The sequence below is a fragment of the Exiguobacterium sp. SH1S1 genome (genome assembly GCF_004337245.1).
Taxonomy (GTDB): Bacteria; Bacillota; Bacilli; order Exiguobacteriales; family Exiguobacteriaceae; genus Exiguobacterium; species Exiguobacterium aurantiacum_A.
In genome coordinates this window covers 1-22,631 of sequence record NZ_SJUZ01000007.1, presented here as the reverse complement: position 1 = coordinate 22,631, position 22,631 = coordinate 1, and the positions used below count along the sequence as shown (strand labels likewise).

At 52.2% G+C, this 22,631-nt stretch carries 19 protein-coding genes and 1 pseudogene; 12 read left to right on the top strand and 8 right to left on the bottom strand.

The window, feature by feature from the left end; all coding sequences use genetic code 11:
- Positions 1-104: 104 nt before the first annotated feature.
- The 6 genes from EVJ23_RS12255 to ybaK form a co-directional block, all read right to left on the bottom strand.
- On the bottom strand, positions 105-1,571 hold the full coding sequence (locus EVJ23_RS12255) for a phytoene desaturase family protein (protein WP_131466135.1): 1,467 nt from the start codon (positions 1,569-1,571) through the stop codon (positions 105-107).
- A gap of 24 nt (positions 1,572-1,595) precedes the next feature.
- Positions 1,596-2,663 carry a glycosyltransferase family 2 protein gene (locus tag EVJ23_RS12250; RefSeq protein WP_131466133.1) on the bottom strand — a complete coding sequence of 356 codons (1,068 nt, stop codon included), beginning with the start codon at positions 2,661-2,663 and terminating at the stop codon, positions 1,596-1,598.
- Positions 2,660-3,358, bottom strand: coding sequence for a lysophospholipid acyltransferase family protein (locus tag EVJ23_RS12245; RefSeq protein ID WP_131466131.1), 699 nt, complete (start codon positions 3,356-3,358; stop codon positions 2,660-2,662). The genes EVJ23_RS12250 and EVJ23_RS12245 overlap by 4 nt, the downstream gene beginning before the upstream one ends.
- A complete protein-coding gene (locus tag EVJ23_RS12240; protein WP_131466129.1) occupies positions 3,324-4,073 on the bottom strand; it encodes a carotenoid biosynthesis protein in 750 nt (249 codons plus the stop codon). The genes EVJ23_RS12245 and EVJ23_RS12240 overlap by 35 nt, the downstream gene beginning before the upstream one ends.
- 90 nt (positions 4,074-4,163) lie before the next feature.
- Positions 4,164-4,862 carry a CDP-diacylglycerol--serine O-phosphatidyltransferase gene (gene pssA, locus EVJ23_RS12235; protein WP_016508135.1) on the bottom strand — a complete coding sequence of 233 codons (699 nt, stop codon included), beginning with the start codon at positions 4,860-4,862 and terminating at the stop codon, positions 4,164-4,166.
- Between the two features lie 19 nt (positions 4,863-4,881).
- Positions 4,882-5,346: a Cys-tRNA(Pro) deacylase gene (gene ybaK / locus EVJ23_RS12230; RefSeq protein ID WP_131466127.1), complete on the bottom strand. Its 465-nt coding sequence runs from the start codon at positions 5,344-5,346 to the stop codon at positions 4,882-4,884.
- Positions 5,347-5,501: 155 nt separating this feature from the next.
- Between ybaK and EVJ23_RS12225 the strand changes: the two genes are divergently transcribed.
- Positions 5,502-6,239 (top strand): enoyl-CoA hydratase/isomerase family protein, encoded by a 738-nt coding sequence (locus EVJ23_RS12225; protein WP_131466126.1) that lies wholly within the window; start codon positions 5,502-5,504, stop codon positions 6,237-6,239.
- Between the two features lie 35 nt (positions 6,240-6,274).
- Here the strand turns inward: EVJ23_RS12225 and EVJ23_RS12220 are convergent, their stop codons facing one another.
- Entirely contained in the window at positions 6,275-7,633 is a 1,359-nt protein-coding gene (locus EVJ23_RS12220; RefSeq protein WP_131466124.1) for an MATE family efflux transporter, read from the bottom strand.
- Positions 7,634-7,791: 158 nt separating this feature from the next.
- On the bottom strand, positions 7,792-9,576 hold the full coding sequence (locus EVJ23_RS12215) for a glycoside hydrolase family 13 protein (protein ID WP_131466122.1): 1,785 nt from the start codon (positions 9,574-9,576) through the stop codon (positions 7,792-7,794).
- Between the two features lie 374 nt (positions 9,577-9,950).
- Here EVJ23_RS12215 and EVJ23_RS12210 point away from each other — a divergent pair, with 374 nt between their 5' ends.
- The 11 genes and pseudogenes from EVJ23_RS12210 to EVJ23_RS12160 all read left to right on the top strand — a co-directional run.
- The gene (locus EVJ23_RS12210; RefSeq protein ID WP_084813065.1) at positions 9,951-11,216 is read left to right on the top strand and encodes an extracellular solute-binding protein; all 1,266 of its coding nucleotides are present in this window, start codon (positions 9,951-9,953) and stop codon (positions 11,214-11,216) included.
- A gap of 105 nt (positions 11,217-11,321) precedes the next feature.
- A complete protein-coding gene (locus EVJ23_RS12205; RefSeq protein WP_131466120.1) occupies positions 11,322-12,674 on the top strand; it encodes a carbohydrate ABC transporter permease in 1,353 nt (450 codons plus the stop codon).
- Between the two features lies 1 nt (position 12,675).
- Entirely contained in the window at positions 12,676-13,509 is an 834-nt protein-coding gene (locus EVJ23_RS12200) for a sugar ABC transporter permease (RefSeq protein WP_131466118.1), read from the top strand.
- Positions 13,510-13,531: 22 nt separating this feature from the next.
- Positions 13,532-15,043: an alpha-amylase family glycosyl hydrolase gene (locus tag EVJ23_RS12195; protein WP_131466116.1), complete on the top strand. Its 1,512-nt coding sequence runs from the start codon at positions 13,532-13,534 to the stop codon at positions 15,041-15,043.
- A 49-nt stretch (positions 15,044-15,092) separates the two neighbouring features.
- Complete coding sequence (locus EVJ23_RS12190; RefSeq protein WP_070327828.1) at positions 15,093-16,136, top strand: LacI family DNA-binding transcriptional regulator; 1,044 nt, start codon at positions 15,093-15,095, stop codon at positions 16,134-16,136.
- A gap of 234 nt (positions 16,137-16,370) precedes the next feature.
- Positions 16,371-17,348, top strand: coding sequence for a YsnF/AvaK domain-containing protein (locus tag EVJ23_RS12185; protein WP_131466114.1), 978 nt, complete (start codon positions 16,371-16,373; stop codon positions 17,346-17,348).
- Positions 17,349-17,437: 89 nt separating this feature from the next.
- On the top strand, positions 17,438-18,247 hold the full coding sequence (locus EVJ23_RS12180) for a YsnF/AvaK domain-containing protein (protein WP_161567033.1): 810 nt from the start codon (positions 17,438-17,440) through the stop codon (positions 18,245-18,247).
- Positions 18,247-18,654, top strand: coding sequence for a general stress protein (locus tag EVJ23_RS12175; RefSeq protein ID WP_233589621.1), 408 nt, complete (start codon positions 18,247-18,249; stop codon positions 18,652-18,654). The genes EVJ23_RS12180 and EVJ23_RS12175 overlap by 1 nt, the downstream gene beginning before the upstream one ends.
- Before the next feature lie 224 nt (positions 18,655-18,878).
- Positions 18,879-21,176, top strand: coding sequence for a glycoside hydrolase family 65 protein (locus EVJ23_RS12170; RefSeq protein WP_070327824.1), 2,298 nt, complete (start codon positions 18,879-18,881; stop codon positions 21,174-21,176).
- Between the two features lie 145 nt (positions 21,177-21,321).
- Positions 21,322-22,170, top strand: coding sequence for a YitT family protein (locus EVJ23_RS12165; RefSeq protein WP_070327823.1), 849 nt, complete (start codon positions 21,322-21,324; stop codon positions 22,168-22,170).
- A gap of 74 nt (positions 22,171-22,244) precedes the next feature.
- Positions 22,245-22,514: pseudogene (locus EVJ23_RS12160) on the top strand (5'-methylthioadenosine/S-adenosylhomocysteine nucleosidase family protein); the annotation flags it as partial.
- Between the last annotated feature and the right edge of the window lie 117 nt (positions 22,515-22,631).

Here is a 22,631-nt window from a genome sequence, read left to right as displayed (position 1 = left end):
ATCGCTACAGGTGTAACAAACGTTACAATACTGCTTGAACTCGATATGATGTTATCACGTCTGTGACTTGTCGACAAGTGTCGAATCCTCTGTTCACAAAATGTTCAAATTGTCAGAGGTATGTCCTCCAACATCGAACGAGCAGCGAACTGTCCTGAAAGCGTCACCATTGGGCTGCCGCCTCCAGGATGGGTCGATCCACCCGCAAACCAGATGTTTGAGACGTCTTCCGAGCGCGAGGCCGGACGGAAAAACGCACCTTTTTTCGAGTTTGCTGACGTTCCGTACAACGAGCCGTAATACGCATAAAAATCACGCGTCAAGTCAAGCGGGGTCACGCGGCGGTGGAACAAGACGTCAGCGTCGTCCCAATCGACGCCGAATGTGCGCAGCCGTCGGCGGATCAAATGTTCATACGTCTCGGCATCGATGTCGGTCAAGTGGGCCGGAGCGTTGACGAGGATGAACAGATTGTCACCGGCCTCACCCATGGACGGGTCGGTGTAGGCCGAGTTCGAGATGTAGATCGTCGGTTCGTCGGCGTAGCGCTCTTCGTCGAACAAGGCACGGAACTCAGCCTCGTAATCGTCCGAGAAGTAGACGTTATGATGGGCGAGATTTAGACGTTTGTTCAGTCCGACCATCATGACGAAAGCAGAGACGGATGGCTCGACCGTATCCCGGGTCGGTACAGGGAACGAGGGACGATGGACCGCATCGACGAGCCGAGGATATTGGGTCAACAGCTCCCCGTTCAAAAGGACGGCATCACAAGACATGACTTCTTCATGGTCGATGACGACAGCATGCGCCTTACCGTTCATGACTTCAATCTTTGTGACTTCATGGCCGAGTCGGAACTCGACACCGAGCTCGCTCGCGCGTTTGGCGAAACCTTTGGCAATCGTCCAGTTCCCACCTTTGGCAAAATAGACGCCATCGTTCAACTCGAGATGTGAGATCAAGGCGAACGTGCCGGGTGTGACGTAAGGGCTGCTGCCGATATACGTCGCGTAACGGTCGAGTGCTTGGATGATGCGCGGATCTTTAAAATATTTTTTATGGAGCGCGTGCAAACTCTTAAGCGGATGGACCTTCATCATATCAGCCCAAAGACCTGTGTCGATTTTTGTGTCCATTCGAGTGAAGAAACGATTGTTGGCAATCTCAAATAGCTTTTCAGCCTCGTCCAAATACGCCGCCAATTGATTTTTGTCGGCTTTGTCACCGGTCAAGCACCGGACTTCAGCTTCCATCTGTTCCCGTTCGGAGTGGAACGTGAACGTCGACCCGTCGGAGAAGTGATTGACCGTATGCGAGTCGAGTTTGACGAGTTCAAAATAATCCTCTGGGTTGGCCCCGCTGTTCCGGATGACGGAACGGAACACGTCCGGCATCGTGATCGTGTTTGGCCCGAAGTCGAAGCGGTGACCGTCCGTGATGATTGGCATGAGCTTACCACCGACGTGTTCATTTTTTTCGATGACGGTCACATCGTACCCGCGAGCCGCTAGTGTGACGGCGGCGCTCAGGCCTCCGAGACCGGCCCCGATAATAGCGATTTGTTTCATTGCAATGCGCCTCCTAACAATTTTCTAATGATACATCCGGCCTTTCCAAGTGATCGGCTTTCGTCTCCATTTTCGGACGACCGCGTTCGTGAGTAGGACGAGGTAGGCAACCAGACTGAACGGATGGAGCCAAAAATGGCGTCCGCCCGACTTTAAGTCGATGGCTAGCCGTGCGAACAAGACGAACAGGCTCGCTCCGAGCGATATCCAGTCTGGTCGGATGAGCAGGAAGATGAACGCCGATAACTGGACGCCGTAGTAAAGAGAAAAATAAAGGGCGATGCCCACTGCTTCATTCATTCCCTTGAATACGTTTTTTGAAAACCCGTTCCAGACTTCCTCGTTCGTCGCATACATATCGCACGTGATATAAGGCGAGACATTGACGAGCGACGTCACTTTTTTACGGCGCTTAAATTCGCGGCATAAATCGATATCATCAATCAGGGAGTCGTGGATCGAGGCGTGACCGCCGACTTCCTCATAACTAGTCCGTTCGACCAAGACGTTCATCCCGTTCGCAGCGGCGAAGGCGGGATGTCTCACTTTTCGCCAAAACAGCGGCAAGTGCTGGGCGATCAAGACGTGTTGCATCGGAATGAGCAGTTTACCGAGCCACGTCGGCGTCGGGAAACGGGGGAAGCCGGATAAAAAGACGGCGCCTTCCCGGACGAGCGTTCCGTGCATGCGGCCGACGAAGCTCGGATCGATGGTCACATCGGCATCGAGAAACAATAAGTAAGGCTCACGGGTCTGCGTCGCCAATTGATGACAGGCGTGTACTTTTCCGGACCAACCGTCGGTGAGCGGCACACCGCGCAAGATCGTGAACCGGTCGTCCGAGGCGATTTCCCGCACGAGCGCGTCATACGTCCCGTCCTCAGAGCGATCCTCATATAAGTAGACGTGGCAGCCGGCGGTGAGGGCCGGCTTTAAACTGTTGATCAATTTTGGGACGTTCCGCTCTTCGTTGCGGAGCGGAATGCAAATCGCGGTCGGCGGCACCGGGATCGGGGCCGTGAGCGGACGAAGAAATGCCAAGTTGACTAACGTGAAGAGAAACATGAGTCCAGTGAGCACGAATAGGATCATCGTTGTCTCCTCCCGATGTTGAGCAAGTGCTCCGTCCAGTCGGCGAGCCCGCGTCGTGGCGGAAACAACGACATGTACCGGTCCGACTGGGCGATCACATCGGCGCGCGTGTCGTCATAGAGCTGTTCGAGCGCTGTGGCGAGCTCTTGCTTTTGCTCCCGGCGTGTCGTCGAGACGACGGTATGGGTCCGGAACCGGACGTAGACGACCGGGGACGCATGCGACGCGAACGCGTAGTAGATGGCACAAAGCCGGACCTCGGGTTTTGCGAGTAGCATCGTCGCACCGGCCCCGATCTCAAGCGGCCGGTGCTCTTGCGGGTATTCGCGGCCTTGCGGGAACACCCACACCGATTTCCCGACGGACAAAAGCTGATTGGCATAGTTGAGAGAAGCGCGAATGTCGGATAACTTCCCTTTTTTGATGGAAAAGGCGCCTAAGTGACGGAAGAACGGAAAGCGTCGCAATCCGTCCTCATCCATCAGGACGTGAACGTCGTGCCGTAAATAATACTCGTTCAACATGAGCAAGATAAGTCCGTCCCACCAAGAGCTGTGTGTGCTTAAAAAGAGGCCCGGCGTCGGAACGTCATCAGCCCGAACGTTGATCGTGTGAAAGAACGGTCGGATCTGGCGTTCTTTGACGAACGTTGAAAAGATGTTACTGAACCATTTCTTTTTGTTCGCTTCGATCATGACGCAACCTCCGTTCCAAATAGATGACGCTTGCCGTTACAATACTTAGCACACCGATCCCATAAAGACCGGCGTTGACCGCGGTGACGCCGAACAAGGCGTGAAGCATGACGAACAAGTAGCGTCCGTGCATAAGTAAAGTCGGCTCTGCTTCGACTTCGAAGCGGTCGAGTAACCATGAGAAGATGAGCGACAGTCCGAACCATCCGACGAAGTTTTGCGTCGGGATGTCATAATAGAGACCATCATTGGCCCATTCCCAGTAGCCTTTCACGTTGGCTGCGACCGGATCGATCGCCATGTCTAACCAGACCGCCAAAAATGGGACGAGCCAGAGCGTCCGTCGCTTGAACGCGAACAGGCGGGCGACAGCGAAACTTGCGCCGATGACGGCGAGCCAGGCCGCGCCAATCGTGACGGGTACGCCGAACACGGTCGGACCGAACGCTTCGGCATAAATGTACTCGCTGAAAGGGAACCCGGTTTTGACACCGAGCGTCTCGACAGCGATCGAGCCGAAAAAGATGAACGGCACGATGAAACGTGCGTGACGGACCCCGTCGGCAATGACCCACCCTCCGATGAGGCCGGCGAGCCATAAGAAGACCGGGTTCGCCCATTCGAGCCAACTCGGCAGTAAATCAAAGCCGACGAGAACAACGCCGACGACGTACCAGACTAAAAATAATTTCCAAATCCATGGATACACTTTCATCAAATCACCTCACCTTCTATTCTAAAGAGGTTTTTGACATCCGTCTAATGAATGCATGCACAAAAAAAGAGCCCCTGCTAGAGGGACTCATCAATTCGCCATGCGCTTCCGTTTTTTCACAAATGAGAAAGCGATGAACAAGATGTAGAACGGGATGGCGATGAACCAAAATGTCGGCCATTCTTTCCACCGGGCGAACGTCATATACGTCAAATAGACGAGACTGAACGTGATGATGAACGAGTGACGCGGCAACGGCACGTCTTTAAAACTCGGAATACGAACCCGGCTCACCATGAGCAAGGCGAGACCGGTAAAGAAGATCGGGGTGAGCAGTTCGTTGACGCGGTCGCCAAACGTCGTCACGACGGCGAGCAATCCACCGGCTGCCGTGATCGGGACACCTGAGAAATAGCTGGCCGTGACGTTCGTCGCCGACAAGTTGAACCGGGCTAGGCGATAGGCGCCGAAGAGCGGGAATAGGGCGGCGAAGAAGAGCCCGTAGTTTCCGTAATCGATAAAGAACGTATAGTAAGCGAGCAGCGCCGGGGCGACGCCGAACGTGACGACGTCAGCGAGCGAATCAAGCTCTTTTCCGAAGTCACCGTCTACCCCGAGCATACGGGCGAGACGGCCGTCGAGGCTGTCGAGCATCATCGCGATGATGATCAGGAGTGTCGCATTCGAGAAATCGCCACGCGCGGCGTAGACGATGGCGAGGACGCCACAAAATAAGTTACCGAATGTAAATGAGTTAGGAACCCACGATCGGATTCGTTCTTTCCACATAGTATTTCCTCCATCTTTGTCATTGAGTGAACCAGCGGCCGTCCGTGAAGCGGATCAAGTCGTCCGGTGTTAATTCGATTTGATAGCCACGTTTTCCAGCCGAGATGATGATCTTGTCTTTTTGTTTCGCGCTGTCATGCAAGAAGACGGGGAAACGCTTTTTCGCTCCGATCGGCGAGACGCCGCCGCGGATATAGCCGGTCAGCGCTTCAAGCTCTTTCATTGGGACGGGCGACGCTTTCTTCGCGCCCCACGCTTTAGCGGCCGCCTTTAAATCGATATCTAAATCTCCTGAGATGAGGAAGAAGGCGTACTTCCGTTGCTCGTTCTCGAGGCAAATCGTCTTATACAGTTGGTCGAGCGGCTTATCGAGTGATGCGGCGACATGTTTTGCGGAGACATCGGACTCATCCACTACATAAGAAAGATAAGTGAACGGGATGTTCCGTTGTTTTAATTTTCTTGCGGCATTCGTCAGTTGCACCAGTCCCACCCTTTCGTTGAACGACTCCCCTAAGAATAGCAAATAGTGGTAGCGTCGGGCAATCGAACTTGAAAAGTTTTGGTGTCAGGAAGGAAACAGAATAACCGACAGAGAAATGAACAATGATTCATTTTTTTTAAAAGGGGGATTATTTCATGGAAACAATTCAAGTGGAACGGCACAACGGGGTAGGCTGGCTCAAATGGAACCGTCCGGAAAAGTTGAACGCGCTGAACGAGACGTTGTTGCGCGAAGCGAGACAGGCGCTCGAACAACTTGAAGCTGACGAATCGGTCCGGGTCATCGTACTGATCGGGGAAGGGCGCGCTTTCTCGTCCGGTCAAGACTTGACGATCGAGAGTGACGCCGATTATGGCACGTATTTAGAAGACGTCTACCATCCGCTCGTCCGGGCACTCTCGGATTGCCGGAAGCCAATCATTGCCGGCATCCACGGTGTCGTCGCTGGGGCAGGACTCAGTCTGGCGCTTGCGGCCGACGTTCGCCTCGTCGCCCGTTCGACGAAGTTCAGCTCGGCGTTCATCAAGATCGGCCTCGTCGCCGACGCCGGTGGGCCATATCATTTGCGTCGTTTGATGCGCCAAGACGTCGCGCTCGATTGGATGTGGAGCGGCAGCACGATCGACGCCGAACGGGCTGAGGCGTTCGGTCTCGTCACTGAACTGATCGAGGATGAGGCGTATCTTGCCCGTCTCACGGCCTACGCCGAGACGCTCGCGGCAAAATCACCGACGGCCGTACAAGGGATGAAGGCGCTCCTTCGCGAGTCATCGTTTGAAGATGGGCTCGCGCAAGAGATCCACTGGCAACGGGAATGCGGCAAGACCGAGGTGCATCAACGGGCGATGCAAGCATTTTTAAGTAACAAATAAGGGAAGCGGTCGTGTTGACCGCTTCCCTTATTTGTTCAAGAGGATGGTTTGGCTTCGAACTGGAAGCCTTTTTGTTGCCATTTGCCGTACTTCCACCGTCGGAAAGCGAAGAAGCCGCGGAACCACTCGTCGAGCGAGAACGCAAGCCAAATCCCGAGCACACCAAGTCCCATTTGAATCCCGAACAAGTAGCTGAAGACGACGGCGACGCCCCACATCGAGGCGATCCCAATCATGACCGGGAAGCGGACGTCTCCGACCGACTTGAGTGACCCCATCAGAACGATGTTCATGGCGCGACCCGGCTCAAGAATGAGCGTCGCCCATAGGATCGGGATACCGACGGCGATGATGTCCGGGTTCGACGTGAACAAGCCGAGCAAGGATTTCCCGAACACGGCGAGGCCGAGCGAGGCGACGAGCGAAGAGAACATGGCAATCTTCAACGTCCGTACCGCTCGGGTATACGCCTCCTTGAACCGCTTCCCGCCGACGTCGCGGGCAATCAACAGCTGTGTCCCTTGGGCGATGGCGACCGTGAACAAAAATGCGAGCATCGATAAGTTCATCACGTAGACGCGAGCGGCGAGGGAGGCGTCACCCATCGTCGCGATGAAGCCGGTGATGACAATTTGTGAAAACTGGTACGATAAGTTCTCTCCTGCCGAAGGAACACCGATTTGTAAGAGTGCTTTAATATCATCGCGTTTTGGACGAATCAACTCTTTGATCGGGAACCGCATCATGAGGCGTCGTTTGACGATCCAAAACAACAATACCATGGCCGACAAACGAGCGATGACGATGGCCCAGGCGACACCGGCGACACCCGTCACCGGGAGACCGAACCAGCCTGTCACGGCGAGCATGGCTCCTGCTGCCGTGATGACATCGATCAAAAGCGTCGCGAGCATGGCGTGTTTCGTCATGCCGTGGCTGCGTAACACCGCGCTGAGCGCCATGATGAGCGCTTCGGTGAAGAGCGATAAGCCGACGATCTGCAAGAACAACAAGCCGTAGTCGAACAGCTCATCCGACAGACCGAACAAGCGAAGGAACGTCTCGCCGAACAAGAAGACGACGACGACCATGACGACGCCGAGCCACATGTTCAAGCTGACGGCAGAGCGGGCAAAGTCCCGGCTCTTCTTCATCCGACCGGCACCGATCGCCTGACCGATCAAAATCGTCGCACCGACCGAGGTGACGCTAAAGACGATCAAGAAAACGTTCAACAATTGGTTGGCGACGCCGACCGCTGAAGCGGCGGCATCGGAATACTGGGCGAGCATGAGCGTGGCGATGATCCCGGTCCCCATGTGGAGCGCGAGCTCGATGAAGATCGGCCACGAGATTTTAAATAGGCTGAGCTGTTCGGTGTCTTTGGTTGGCATGAATGTTCCCCTTTTGTTCAAAAATTCTTTATATGAAATATTTATCTTTTAAAAATTACAATGGTCATGTTACTCCTTTTGAAATGAAAAAGAAAGGGGGTTTACTAAATTATTTCCAACAAAAATAACCACCCAAGCAAATGGGTGGTCAAACGCCGTCATTTTAGTTTCAGAATGGAAGTGCCATACGGTGCAAGTTCGATTTCAAGTGAGTCTACGTCCCGGTCGTTCAGTAAATCGTGGGCACCACCTGTATGCCAGAGCGGGTTGAGCGTAGACACCGTATCTGAGTTATTGAAGTAAATCAAATACGTCTCGTCTTTCGAACTCCGTTCGACGATGAGGGCGTTGTCTTCATCGTCGACGAGGTTGAACCGATACGATCCGCCGTTCGCGAGCACCGGGTGATCTTTGCGGAGCTGAATCAATTTCTGGACGAAGCGGAACAAGTTACGGTCTTCCTCGGCCTCGTCCCACGGCATGCAGCGGCGGCAGCCCGGATCTTGCTCGCCTTCGAGCCCGATCTCATCACCATAGTAAATACATGGGCTACCCGTATACGTGAGCATCGAAGTCATGAGGAGTTTGAACTTCCCTTTATGCCCTTTTGCCCGAGTGAGGGCTCGTGGGGTGTCATGAGAGTCGATCAAGTTGAACGTCACTTCGTTCACGTTCATCGTGTTCATCATCTCGACACGCGTCAACTCGTCCCGGAACTGTGACGCCGTCGTCCGATCGAGCGCGAAGTAGTTTAAGCTCGCGTTCGTGAACGGATAGTTCATGACCGCATCGAACTGGTCGCCTTGAAGCCACGGTTGGGCATCGTGCCAAATCTCACCGAGGATGTACGCTTCGGGGTTCGCTTCTTTTACAGTGCGACGGAAGTCACGCCAGAACGAGTGGTCGACCTCGTTCGCGACGTCTAAGCGCCAACCATCGATACCGAACTCTTCGACCCAATAACGGGCCACATCTAATAGATAAGCTTTCAACGCCGGGTGTTCGGTGTTGATCTTCGGCATGTTCTTCTCGAAAGCGAACGTATCGTAGTTCGGCTTCGGTGCCGTCTCGATCGGGAAGTCGCGGAGGTAGAACCAGTCGCGATACTCTGAATGAGGCCCGTTCTCGACGACGTCTAAGAACCAAGGATGGTTGTAGCCGACGTGATTGAATACCGCATCGAGCATGACTTTGATTCCGTTCTCATGAAGCAAGTCGACCAATTGTTTGAACTGCTCTTTCGTCCCGAACTGCGGGTCGATTTCCATATAATCGAGCGTGTCGTATTTATGGTTCGTCGTCGCTTTGAAGATCGGGCAGAAGTAAATGCCGGTGATCCCGAGTTCGACGATGTGGTCCATATGATCGATGATGCCTTGGAAGTCGCCACCGAAGAAGTTTGTGATCGTTGGCTCGGTGCTGTTCCAGGCGAGCGTCCCTTCAGGATCGAGTGACGCGTCTCCGTTCGCGAACCGGTCAGGGAAGATTTGATACCAGACCGTGTCCTTGACCCATGACGGGGCGTGGAAAATGTCGATCGGGTTGATGAACGGGACACAGAAGTAATAACCCGTATCGTCGAGCGGTTTATCTTCGAACCAGCCTTTTTCCGTATAGACGGCCGTCTCGTTGCCGTCATGGAGCCGGAACCCGTAACGGAGGCGACGGAACGGCGGCTTGATCGCGATGAACCAGTAGTCGTATTGGTCGTCGTGGCCGATTCGTTCCATTGGTGTCTCGAACGTGCGCCAGTAGCTCGGCTTGTCCGGGTCAAAGTTCCACATCGCCGGGTCTTCTGAATGCCAGTCGTATGGATCATTCCAAATTAAGTCAATAGATTGGATATCATTTCTTTTCGTATGAAACCGAATATGGATCGTTTCCCGGTCGTATTTATAAACGAAAGGGGACATGGCGCGATGATAAATAGCTTCTTTGATCAAGTGAAATCGTTCCTTTCTCGATTGGGGATTGTAACCATTTTACACTGTCTGTTCCGAAAAGAAATGACAGTTGCGAAAACGTTTGCTCAAGCAAAGGGTAATAAAGCGTTTACATTTTGTCAATCACTGTTCACGACAATTATTGAACAATTGAACACATAAAAGTTGAAAAAGAGATAAATGGGATACCTACGAGAAAAAATCGAAAAAAAAAGTCTTGTAAAACGCTTACACAACTGTATAATAAAAATTGAGGTGAGGATGCAAACGTTTTCACTGAATGACTGATTTCGTAGCGGAGTTGATTAAAATCAGTCGTTCAGTACGTGTGCGCAAATCTGACCATACTAATTTCCTTGGGGAGGTTTTTCATCATGAAGATGAAAAAAATGGTAGCAGGACTTTCAACAGCAGTATTAGCATTCGGTGCACTTGCTGCATGTGGTGGCGGTACGGATAACGGTTCTACTAACGAAGGCGGTTCTACTAGCGAGAACAAGCCAGAAAAAATCGTAATTTGGGAAGATATTGAAAAGTCGGAAACGACGAAAGAAGTTGCGAAAGCGTTTGAAGAAGAACACGGCGTCGCAGTAGAAGTCGTCGAAGTTCAAATGACGGACCAAAAAGACAAGTTGGCGCTTGACGGCCCAGCTGGTAAAGGTCCAGATATCGTTCTCGTACCGCATGACCAAATCGGCACGATCGCTGACCAAGGTCACTTGGCACCGCTCGCTGACGAAGGTGCGCTCGAAGCGTTCACAGATGCTTCGAAATCGGCTGTCATGTTCGACGGACAAGCTTACGGCTATCCTAAATCAGTTGAAACACCAGTCCTCATGTACAACAAGGATTTGGTTTCAGAAGCTCCTGCGTCAATGGACGACCTTTACAAGTTGTCTACAGATCTTAAAGATAAAGGCGAGTACGGCTTCCTCGGTCTTTGGGATAACTTCTACTTCGCTCACGGTGTAGTTGCTGGCTTCGGCGGTTACGTCTTCAAAGAAGACGGCGGCGCGCTCGACCCAACCGACATCGGCTTGAACAACGAAGGCGCAGTCGAAGGATTCGACTACATCGGCAAATGGTACCAAGAAGGCCTCTTCCCTAAAGGATTGATCGGCGAGTCTGGTGGCCAAGCGATGGACCAACTCTTCACTGAGAAGAAAGCACACACAGTTATGAACGGACCTTGGGCTGTTGCTGGTTACGAAGATGCTGGCGTCAACCTCGGAGCGGCGGCGATGCCGACACTTCCGAACGGTGAGCCAATCAAGACGTTCATGGGTGTGAAAACATATGCACTCTCTGCTTACACTGAGAACCAAGAGTGGGCTGAAATGTTCCTCGCAGAACTTACAAATGAAGAGAACGCATTGAAAATGTTTGAAGCATACAACGAGATCCCACCGGTAGCAGCACTCGAGACGAATGAGACAATCACGGCGAACGAAGTTGCGAAAGCGGTATTCGATCAAGCGACAAATGCAATCCCAATGCCTAACATTCCTGAAATGGGACAAGTTTGGGAGCCAATGGCACAAGCGCTTCAGCTCGTAGCGACTGGCAAGCAAGATGCACAAAAATCAGCTGACGATGCTGTTAAAGTCATCGAGCAACAAATCCAAGCAAACAACCAATAAGGATGTGAAATGACGGGGTACGCCACATGGCGTTCCCCATCATTTTCTGAAATTGAGCAAACGCTTGCTCGATTGATTTGCTCAAATTGAAAGGAGAAATTGAGGATGGCTTCAATTCCGAACCCAAAAACACCGGAACAACGACCGGACAAACCGACCAATCATGCTCGGAACGCCGCATTACTCTCGATCATTCCGGGAGCGGGGCAGTTCTATAACAACCAACGTGCGAAGGCGATCGCGTTCTTTATCGTCATCATGTCTTATTTTGCAGTAAACTACGATCTGTTTTTCAAAGGGGCGGGCGCCGGACCTGGTGACCGTGGTGGCCTTTGGGGATTGATCACGCTTGGCGAAGTAGCAGGACCTCGTAACGACCACTCCATCTTCTTGATGGTAGAAGGTATTGTCGCAATAATCTTACTGTTCTTCGGTATCGCGTTCTACATTTGGAACATTCGTGACGCTTACCGAGTCGGTCGCATTCGTGATCAGCACCTAAACGTGCCAACGTTCCAAGTGCAACTTCGCAACTTGCGCGACCATGGATTCCCATACTTGATGTTGATCCCGTCGCTTATCTTGCTCGTCTTCACAGTCGTGTTGCCGCTGATCTTTACGTTCTTGATCGCGTTCACGAACTATCGTTACAACAACGCGCCACCGGCAAAACTCGTCGAGTGGATCGGGTTCGAAAACTTTACGCGCATCTTTGAAATCGACATTTGGCGCGACACGTTCGTCGGCGTTCTTGGTTGGACGCTCGTCTGGACGGTCGCTTCAACGGTCGGTGTCATCGCGATCGGGATTTTCCTTGCCGTTCTGTTGAACCAAGAAGGACTTCGGTTCCGTCGCTTGTTCCGTTCAATCTTGATCTTGTCATGGGCCGTACCAGCGTTCATCACGATCTTGATTTTCCGCTCGATGTTCAATGAGTCGTTCGGTGTGTTCAATACGACAATCCTGCCGGCCTTCGGTCTCGATCCGATTAACTGGATGACCGACCCGACAGCGACACGTAGTGCGCTCATCTTGATTCAATGGTGGCTCGGTTTCCCGTTCATCATGACGCTCATGACCGGTGTCTTGCAGTCGATCCCGGGTGACTTGTATGAAGCTGCGACGATTGACGGCGCGAACATCTTTGATAAGTTCCGTCTGATCACATTGCCGATGCTCTTGTTCGCAACAGCACCGATTCTCATCACGCAGTTCACGTTCAACTTTAACAACTTTAACATCATCTATCTCTTCAACGGTGGTGGGCCGGCTGTCCCAGGACAAACTGCCGGTGGTACCGACATCTTGATTTCATGGATTTACAAATTGTCGCTCGGGGCCAACCCGCAATACGGACTTGCGGCTGCGATCACGCTCATCTTGTCATTCTTCATCATGACACTAGCCGTCATCCAGTTCCGTCGGACAAAATCTTTCAAAGACGAGGATATGATCTGATATGAAAAAACAAAAACGAATCAATTTGGCGTTCTCTTATGTCATCTTGACGCTTGCGTCGATCATTATTCTCTATCCGATGCTGTGGGTAATGGGAACGTCATTTAACCCGGGTCGTACGATCACGTCGACGATCATCCCGTCAAACCCGACGCTCATTCACTATAAAAACTTGTTTGATCTAACAATTTCGGATTATAGTTTATGGTATGTGAATACGTTGAAGATCGCTTTCATCACGATGGCGCTCGCTGTAGTTTTAGTTACGATTACAGGTTATGTGTTCTCGCGTTATCGTTTCGTCGGACGGAAGAACTCGCTCATCTTGTTCCTCGTCTTGCAGATGGTCCCGCAATTCGTTGCCATCATCGCGATTTTTGTGTTACTCAACATGCTCGGCCTTCTTGATACGCATACAGCGCTGATCTTGTTGTACGCCGGTGGGGCGATTCCGATGAACACGTATCTGGCAAAAGGTTACTTCGATACGATTCCGAAGGAGCTCGATGAGGCTGCTCGGATGGATGGTGCCGGTCACCTCCGTATCTTCTGGCAAATCATTTTGCCGCTCGCGAAGCCAATTGTCGCAACGATCGCCTTGTTCAACTTCATGGGCCCGTTCAACGACTTTATCTTGGCATCGCTCGTCCTGCGTACACCTGAGAAGCAGACGCTAGCGGTTGGACTTTACAATATGATCTCGCGACAATTCGACAACAACTTTACGTTGTTCGCGGCAGGCGCCGTCCTTTCGGCCCTCCCGATCGTCCTCTTGTTCTTCATATTCCAACGTTACTTCGTCTCCGGTCTCACTGCTGGTGGTACGAAAGGTTAATACTCAAAAAGGGGGAAGCGATATGAGGCGAGGCGTCGTGCTCGTTCTCCTGTCGCTTCTTTTGTTTCCTACAATCGTCGGAGCGAAAGAAGCAGCAACATGGGAACAGGAACGCATGTACTTTATTATGGTCGACCGGTTCGTTGACGGGAATCCTGACAACAACGACCAAGTCGACAAGGATGATCCAAAAGCGTTTCACGGAGGCGACATTCAAGGTGTGATCGAGAAGCTCGACTACATCGAATCGCTCGGATTTACGTCGATTTGGTTGACGCCGGTGTTTCAGAACATGCCGGACGGTTACCACGGCTACTGGATCAAAGATTTTTATGACATCGATCCCCAGTTCGGGACGAAAGAAGATTTGCAAGAACTCGTCGATGAGGCGCATAAGCGCGATATGAAAGTCATTCTTGACTTCGTCGTCAACCATGTCGGTCCGAAACATCCGTGGGTCGAGGAACGACCGGACTGGTTCCATGACGAGTTGCCGATCGTGCTCTGGCAAGACCAAGAGCAGGTCGAGACGCACTGGTTGTTCGACTTGCCGGACTTTAAAACGGAAGACCCGGAAGTGAAAGATTACTTGATCGACGCCGCTACTTATTGGATTGAAGAGACCGGCATCGATGGCTATCGACTCGATACGGTCCGCCACGTCGACAAACCGTTTTGGAAAGATTTTGTCGAAGCGGTGCGGGCGGTCGATCCTGACTTTTACTTGTTGGCCGAAGTGTTCGACCCGAATCCACAATACGTCGCTGAGTACGACAATTTAGGATTTAACAGCGTCACAAACTTTACGTTCTATGATCGCGTCTCGAAGACGATGACGCAAAAGAACGCCAACGTTGACGAGATCGACGTGGCGGCAAGCTACGCCGAGACGTTTTTCAACGATCCGAACCAAATGGCGACGTTCCTGGACAACCATGATGTCGAGCGGTTCATGCACGTCGCTGGACTTGGGGGAGCCGAGTCGGCAGAACGGCGACTTCGCCTGGCGCTGTTCACGCTCTATGCGTCGCCTGGGATGCCGATTTTATTCCAAGGGACAGAAAACGCGCAAACCGGTGGGGCCGATCCGGCCAACCGGGTGATGACGGATTTCCCAGGGAATGAAGAGTTACATGAATACGTCGCGACGATGAACCGGATGCGGGAAGACTATCCCGTCTTCGCCACTGGAGAGCAACGAATGATTGCCTCGAAAGACGGCATGGCCGTGTTCGAGCGTCGCGACGGCGATGAGGTCGCCTTGTACGCCATCAATATGAACGATGAGGATACAGAGATTGAATTCGAGGTAAGCGAAGTCGGTGAAGATCAACGGCTCCGCGGTCTCTTGTTCTCACAACTTGTCACGGAAAAACGTGGCACGTTCACTATCAAGCTCGCTGGCGAAAGCGCCAACGCCTATGTCGTCGAAGAATCGGAAGTGAACATGTGGACGATTGGTCTGCTCGTCGTCGCGATTCCGCTGTTCTTGACGGGTCTGGTCATGTGGAAGCGCCGCAAGAGCGTGAGCTGAATACCCTGTCGCAGGGAACAATGAATTAACGGAAGCAAGGGGGAGCACCATGCAAATCACGATCAAAGATGTCGCCAAACACGCCAACGTCGCACCGTCGACAGTGTCCCGCGTCATCGCCAACAGTCCGCGAATTAGCCAGAAAACGAAAGAACGTGTTCGTAGTTCGATGGAAGAACTCGGGTACCATCCGAACATCCATGCAAGAAGTCTCGCCAACCGCTCGACACAATCGATTGGTCTTGTCATGCCGAGCGCGGCGACGAAAATACTCCAAAATCCGTTCTTCCCGGAAGTGTTGCGCGGAATCAGTACGAAAGCCCATCAAAACGGTTATTCGTTGTACATGACGACCGGTGTGACCGAAGAAGAAGTGCTGTCGGGTGTCATCGAGATGGTCCAAGGTCGCCGGGTAGACGGTGTCATCGTCCTGTATTCACGCGAAGACGATAAAGTCGTCCAATATTTGCGCCAGACGAAGTTCCCGTTCGTCGTCGTCGGGAAGCCGTTCGGGGACGCCTCGTCGATCACGTACGTCGATACGGACAACTACTTGGCTGGCCGTGAAGTGACGAAGCACTTGTACAACCTCGGTCACCGCCGCATCGCTTTCATTGGCGGATCGGATAAATTGGCCGTCACGCAAGACCGTCGCAACGGGTACGCGACGGCGCTTATGGAAGCCGGGATCCCGGTACGGGAAGACTACATCGCTCGTGCCGAGTTCATGACGAAAGGCGGCGCTAAAGCGGTCCGGGAGTTGCTTCACGTCGATGAGCCACCGACGGCTGTCGTCGTCAGTGATGATATGATGGCGCTCGGTGTCATCAGCACGCTCAGTGAGATGGGTCTAAAAATCCCTGAAGACGTCGCTGTCGTCAGTTTCAATAACGTCTATATCGCCGAACATTCGAATCCGCCGCTCACGTCAGTCGAGATCAACATCTTCGGTCTCGGTTTCGAGGCGACGAACTGCCTGATCGAACAAATCGGCGATAGTGCACCACCGTACGGGAAACGTGTCATCGTCCCGCACTATTTAGTCGTCCGCCAGTCGTGTGGTCAAAAAAAGAATAGCCATGCGGCTGAATGAGTTGAAACCTTCCGTTTTCGTGCGGAAGGTTTTTTTGTGCGGATTCTGATTCATATAAAGGAAGAACGTTCAATCCGACAAAAGTCCTGGCGTTACAAACAGATTACAGTTGTGCGAGAAGCGGTTGAAAACAATGCGCGAGGGAACACTTATACTACCGGCAAAATAGCAATTCACGACAGAGTAGCCCGGCCAATAACCAAAAAATATAGAATTTGAAAGGGAGATACAATCATGGATAACAAACGTTACGTAGGGACTTACTATCAAGAAGCAGAGCTTGTTTCAAAAATTGATGAACTTCGCGCGGCGGGACACCGCGAGGACGACCTGTACGTTGTTGTAAAAGATAAATCGAACCTTTCGATGGTTCGCGGCGAAACGGATGCAGAAGTAAAAGAAACGAAAGCATCGTGGCTCGATCGCTTCTTCGGAGTCGCAGACGGCGGCGATGAAGTGCGCCACACGTTTGATAAACTCGGCTTCTCAGAAGAGGAGACGGCACGCCACCATCAAGATATCGAAAAAGGCGGCTTCGTCTTGTTATTAGATACAGACGACGGCGTCTTGGACAACGGTCGCAACGACACGTTCGAAGGCGGTCGCACGTCAGCGGGCTATGGTTCTGAAGGGAACGAGGCTGGAAACATGACGGCACGTGACCCGCTAACAGCGGCAGGAACGGGTGTCGGAGCAGCTGGCACTGGGCTTGACGCCACGGGAACGAATCATGATTCAACGCGTCACCATGACATGGACGAGGACATTCGTAACCGTACCGACTTGACGGACGAGCAAAAGCTTGAGCTTCACGAAGAGCGCCTCCAAATCAATAAAGAACGCGTTCAGACAGGTGAAGTCCGAGTCGAAAAAGAAGTCGTCGAGCATGAAGAGCGGGTCGACGTCGAAGTCGAGCGTGACGAAGTACACGTCGAACGACGTCAAGTCGACGGGGACCGTGAAGCGACGGGCCATTCGTTCGATGCGACGACAGATCGCGACGAGATTCGTGTGCCAGTCACAGAAGAGCGCGTCGATGTAACGAAGAAAGACGTCGTGGCCGAAGAAATTATCGTCGGCACAGACAAAGTGAAAGATACAGAGACGGTACGCGAGACGCTTCGTAAAGAAGAAGCCCATATCGAAGGCGAAAACAGCCATCAGAAACATGACGCTGACCATAAGCGTCGTGATGAGCGCGACCGGATCTAATTAGATGACCAAGCACCTCGACAAGGATGGCTCTCTCTGAGGGACCATCCTTTTTTTCGCCAATTCATCTTACAGGAGGAACGAATGTTATGAAACATGCCATCATCTCTGAAGTATTTGACCAGCCCGAGGTGTTGCTAAAGCGGACGGTCGATTTGAAGCAAGAAGGATATAAAGAAGAAGACATGTTCGTCTTCGTCAAACGAACTGAAACGGCTGACGCCATCCGACGCCATTCAAAACTATACGTACTCGTCGCGGATGAGCCGGATACGGTGGCGTCTCTCGTCACGTCAAGCGAACGCCCAATCGAGCGCTGGCTCGGCAGTATGCGGTTGACGCGCGAGCAGCGGGAACGATTCGTGGGTGAAGTCGAGCGAGGGCGGTTGTTCCTTTATGTCGATGCGGATCAAAACGAGGAGATGGCGGACATTAAACGATCGCCGCGCGCCTCTTCCAAGGAGCACGAAGAACAGACGCTTGAACTGCACGAGGAGCGACTCGCGGTTGAAAAAGAAACGGTGCAGACAGGTGAACTCGTCATCGACAAGCATGTAACCGAGACCGAACAGACGATTGAAGTACCGGTTCGGAGGGAACACTTACATGTAGAGCGCCATGCTGGTTCTGAAGATGTGATTGAAGACTACGACTTCGACAAACCCGGCATCCGGACGATTGACGAAGGGGACCAGCTACGTATCCAAGTCATCGAAGAGCGCGCCTTCATCGTCAAGCGTCCGGTCGTAGTCGAAGAGATCATCGTCCGCAAGCAAGTGGATGAAGATACGAAGACGGTCACCGAGACGCTCCATAAAGAAGAGATCGATATTAGGCAAGTGGGACAAGGCAAGATCACGATCGAGGACAATCCAACATCTAGAAAGGATGATAAATGATGAGTAACAAACGATTTGTTGATACGTACAAAGACGAGGCGGCACTCGTCTCAAAAATTGATCAACTGAGCCAAGACGGGTACGACGAGAAAGACCTTTACGTCGTCGCGAGAGACGAGGATAACGTGTCGCTCGTCAAACGGAACACTGACGCGAAAGTCGAGGAAGCGAGCGCTTCTTGGATGCAGAAATTCGCGGGCGTCGCCGAAGGAGAACAGGAAGTGAAACGGGCGCTCCTCGATCTCGGTTTGGCTGATGACGACGTCAACAAAGCGTACGGGGACATTATGGACGGTGGGTATGCCCTCATTCTCGATGAGCCCGATACCGGATTCAACGATGGCGACAACCCGGCCTTTGAAGGTCATGAAGCGAACGCCGCCTTCGGTCGCGATTCAGACGTGTGATATAGACATACCTACTTTGGCCCAATGCGCCAGGGTAGGTTTTTTTTCGTTCCAAAAGTGACAAAAAAAGAATGAAAAACTTTTATGCAAACGATTGCATTCTCGGTGTAGTCGTGTAAAATGAGAGGTGAGATTAAAAATACAGCGCTTTCATAGACAAGCGGTTGCACGATTCGGTTGTCTACTGACAAGTAGCCTTGTAGAGAAAAAGGAGTGGCAGACAGATGAAACGATTGTTTGCAGTCGACGAATGGAAAGTAACGGAAGAAGGGCTTCACTCGAACGAGAACCGTCTCGCAGAATCGATCACCTCGCTCGGTAACGGGCACATGGGGATGCGCGGGAACTTTGAAGAAGATTATTCAAACGATACGCACCAAGGATTTTACGTGGCGGGCGTCTACTATCCCGACAAGACGCGTGTCGGTTGGTGGAAGAACGGATATCCGGAATACTTCGCCAAAGTATTGAACGCGACGAACGTGGCCGGCCTGCGTGTCGCCATCAACGGGACGCCTGTCGACTTGGCGAAGTGGGAAGTCAAAGGCTTCACACGCGAACTCGATATGCAGCGCGGTGTCCTCACGCGGACGTTCACGCTCGTGAACGGATCCGAGGAGACGAACGTCGAAGTCGTCCGCTTCTTCTCGATCGTCGACAAAGAGATTTTGGCGATTCGCTACAACGTCACGCCGGTGAACTATGAAGCGGAAATCGAATTCACTCCTTATCTAGACGGGGACGTCGTCAACGAAGACTCGAACTACGATGAGAAATTCTGGTTGCCGGTCGAACACGGCGTCGAAGAACGGTTCGGTTTCGTCACGACAAAAACGAAGAAACTTGATTGGCACGTCACGGCGTCGATGATCGCCGACGTCGAAGACGCACGCTGTGAAGTGCTCGATGCGACCGACCTCTACGTCGCTAACCGTTTCACGGTCAAAGCGGCAGCGGGTGAGACGGCAACGGCGTACAAGTACGTCTCGGTCGTCACGAACCGTGACCATGAAATTGACAATTTGCAAGGAGTCGGCATGCAGCGCGTCGAAGCCGCGTTCGAGAAAGGGTTCGAGACGCTCTTGGCGGAACAGACAGAAGCTTGGCTCGCCCGTTGGGAAAACGCGGACGTCCGCATCGACGGCGACGCGGAAGCGCAACAAGGCATCCGTTTCAACATCTTCAACATGTATCAAACGTATACGGGTGAAGACTCACGTCTCAACATCGGACCGAAAGGGTTCACGGGCGAGAAGTACGGTGGCGCCACGTATTGGGACACGGAAGCGTATTGCCTCCACTTCTACTTGGCGACGACGAAGCCGGAAGTGTCGTGGAACTTGCTCAAATATCGTCATAATCAATTGCCGCAAGCGAAAGAGAACTCGGTCAAAAACGTCGGGATGAAGGGCGCCTTGTATCCGATGGTGACGATGAACGGGGAAGAGTGCCACAACGAGTGGGAGATCACCCATGAAGAGATTCACCGTAACGGTGCGATCGCCCATGCGATCTTTAACTACACGAACTTCACGGGCGACAAGTCGTACCTAGGTCAATACGGACTTGAAGTATTGGTCGAGATCTCGCGTTACTGGGCTAGCCGCGTCAACTTTGTACCACACAAAGACGTGTACATGATCCTAGGCGTCACAGGTCCGAACGAATACGACAACAACGTCAACAACAACTGGTACACGAACTTGATCGCCGCTTGGACGCTCGAGTACACGCAAGAAGTGTACAACTACTTGAAAGAAGCAGAACCGGCACGACTCGACGAGTTGACAGCAACGCTCAACTTGACGGATGCGGAACTCGCGAAGTGGGCTGATATCCAAACGAAGATGTACTATCCGAAAGACGACCTCGTCCCGGACGTGTTTATGCAGCAAGACGGGTTCATGGATAAAGAACAGATCTTAGTGAAAGACCTCGATCCGAAACACTTGCCACTTAACCAAAATTGGTCGTGGGACCGCATCCTCCGCTCGAACTTTATCAAGCAGGCGGACGTGCTCCAAGGCCTGTACACGTTCAGCGACCGCTTCACGCTCGAGCAAAAACGTGCGAACTTCGACTTCTATGAGCCGCGCACGGTGCATGAGTCGAGCTTGTCGCCTTGTGTCTACTCGATCGTGGCAGCTGAAGTCGGTTATGAAGACAAAGCGGTCGAGCTGTACCAACGCTCAGCCCGACTCGACCTTGATAACTACAACAACGATACAGAAGACGGTCTTCACATCACATCGATGGTCGGTTCGTGGATGGCGATCGTCCACGGCTTCGCAGGAATGCGCGCCCTCGAGACCGAACTCACGTTCAGCCCGATGATCCCGAAAGATTGGGACGGTTACTCGTTCAACGTGCTCTGGCGCGGCCATCACTTGACGGTCACATCGACGCGTGAACAAGTGACGATCAAACAGACAAATGGAACGGACGTTACGATTCGTGTGTACGGAAACGCGGTAACGGTTCCAGCGAATGATTCAGTGACGATCGAGACAGTGAAAGCGTGACCAAACGTATCAGGTCAACAAGTCGGCTTCGGCCGGCTTGTTTTTTTGTGATACAGGCGGGCACATCGCAGTATTTTTGTTGTAGGCATGGCTTTGAATGTATGTTATCTTGATGCTTAGCTAATTTTGAAAGGGGAGACAGAACTTGACGGAATCCGTTAAAGAACACGCGCGCATCGGGATCGTTTCGATCATCGGGGGAGTGTTCGTTGCATTATCCATGACATTATTCTTAATCCCAGCGGGGGTTTACTCGACTGGGTTTACGGGCTTGGCCCAAATTTTCACGACCTTATTTGCCGGTACGCCGTTTGAGCTCGGTGAAGGCATTTGGTTCTTCATCTTGAACGTACCGCTCTTGATCGTCAGTTATTTTATGCTCGGAAAGAACATGATGATCCATACGTTGATCAGCGTCGCCTCGGTCACCTTGTTCATTCGCGTGCTTCCGCAAACACCTCTCCTCTCGGACGATCCGCTGTTGAACGCCGTATTCGGCGGGGTATTGCTCGCCATCGGGTCAGGCATCACGATTCGGTTCGGTGCCTCGACCGGAGGGTTTGATATCGTCGCCCTCATCCTAGCGAAGTTCACGAACAACTCGGTCGGCGTCTACTTGTTCCTCATGAACATGATGATCGCGCTTGGGGCCGGTGCTTTGTTCGGATGGCCGACGGCGCTGTATACGATCGTCTTCTTGTACGTGACGTCGAAAGTCATCGATGAGATTTACACGAATACGCAGCGGCAGACGCTCTTCATCGTCACGAATCATCCGGACGAAGTGACGCAAGAGTTGCACCAACACGTGTTCCGCGGCATCACACTCATGCCGGCGATCGGTACGTATTCGAAAGTCGAGAAAGCGACGCTCATGATGGTCGCCCAACGCCACGAAGTCCGTGAGATCACACGTATCTGCAAAGATGCCGATTCACACGTCTTTATTAACGTCGTTCCGACTGAAGACGTTGAAGGGGCGTTCCGACGCTAAACAAAACCCCGCTGAGCACTCAGCGGGGTTTATTATATAAGGGAGCAACAAACTAGATTACGGAGATGATTATTATCGCCACCGCTGATCGAGCAGTCGTGATGTGGAAGGACTATGTAGAGCTTAAGGAGCATGAAATCACCATTGCGGATACGGAAGCGGGTGCAATCGCATATATCTGCAAGAAAAATGACGTCGAATGTATCATTATCAAAGGAATCTCTGACTTTCCGACAGATGAGGGACATTATGATCCAGTTGCTTCGAATGCTGAACAAATCAATGTGTATTTAGCAAACACACCGAAAGTCATGGTCAAGATTTTTGACGAATATTTAACATAATTAAGCGAGAATTCTCCCACCTCTAAGCGTCTGGGGCGAGGCCCAGCGTAGGTGGGAGATGAATCGCCCGTACATAAACCTCTTGGCCACCCCTGTGACAGATATGACGAACAGAAG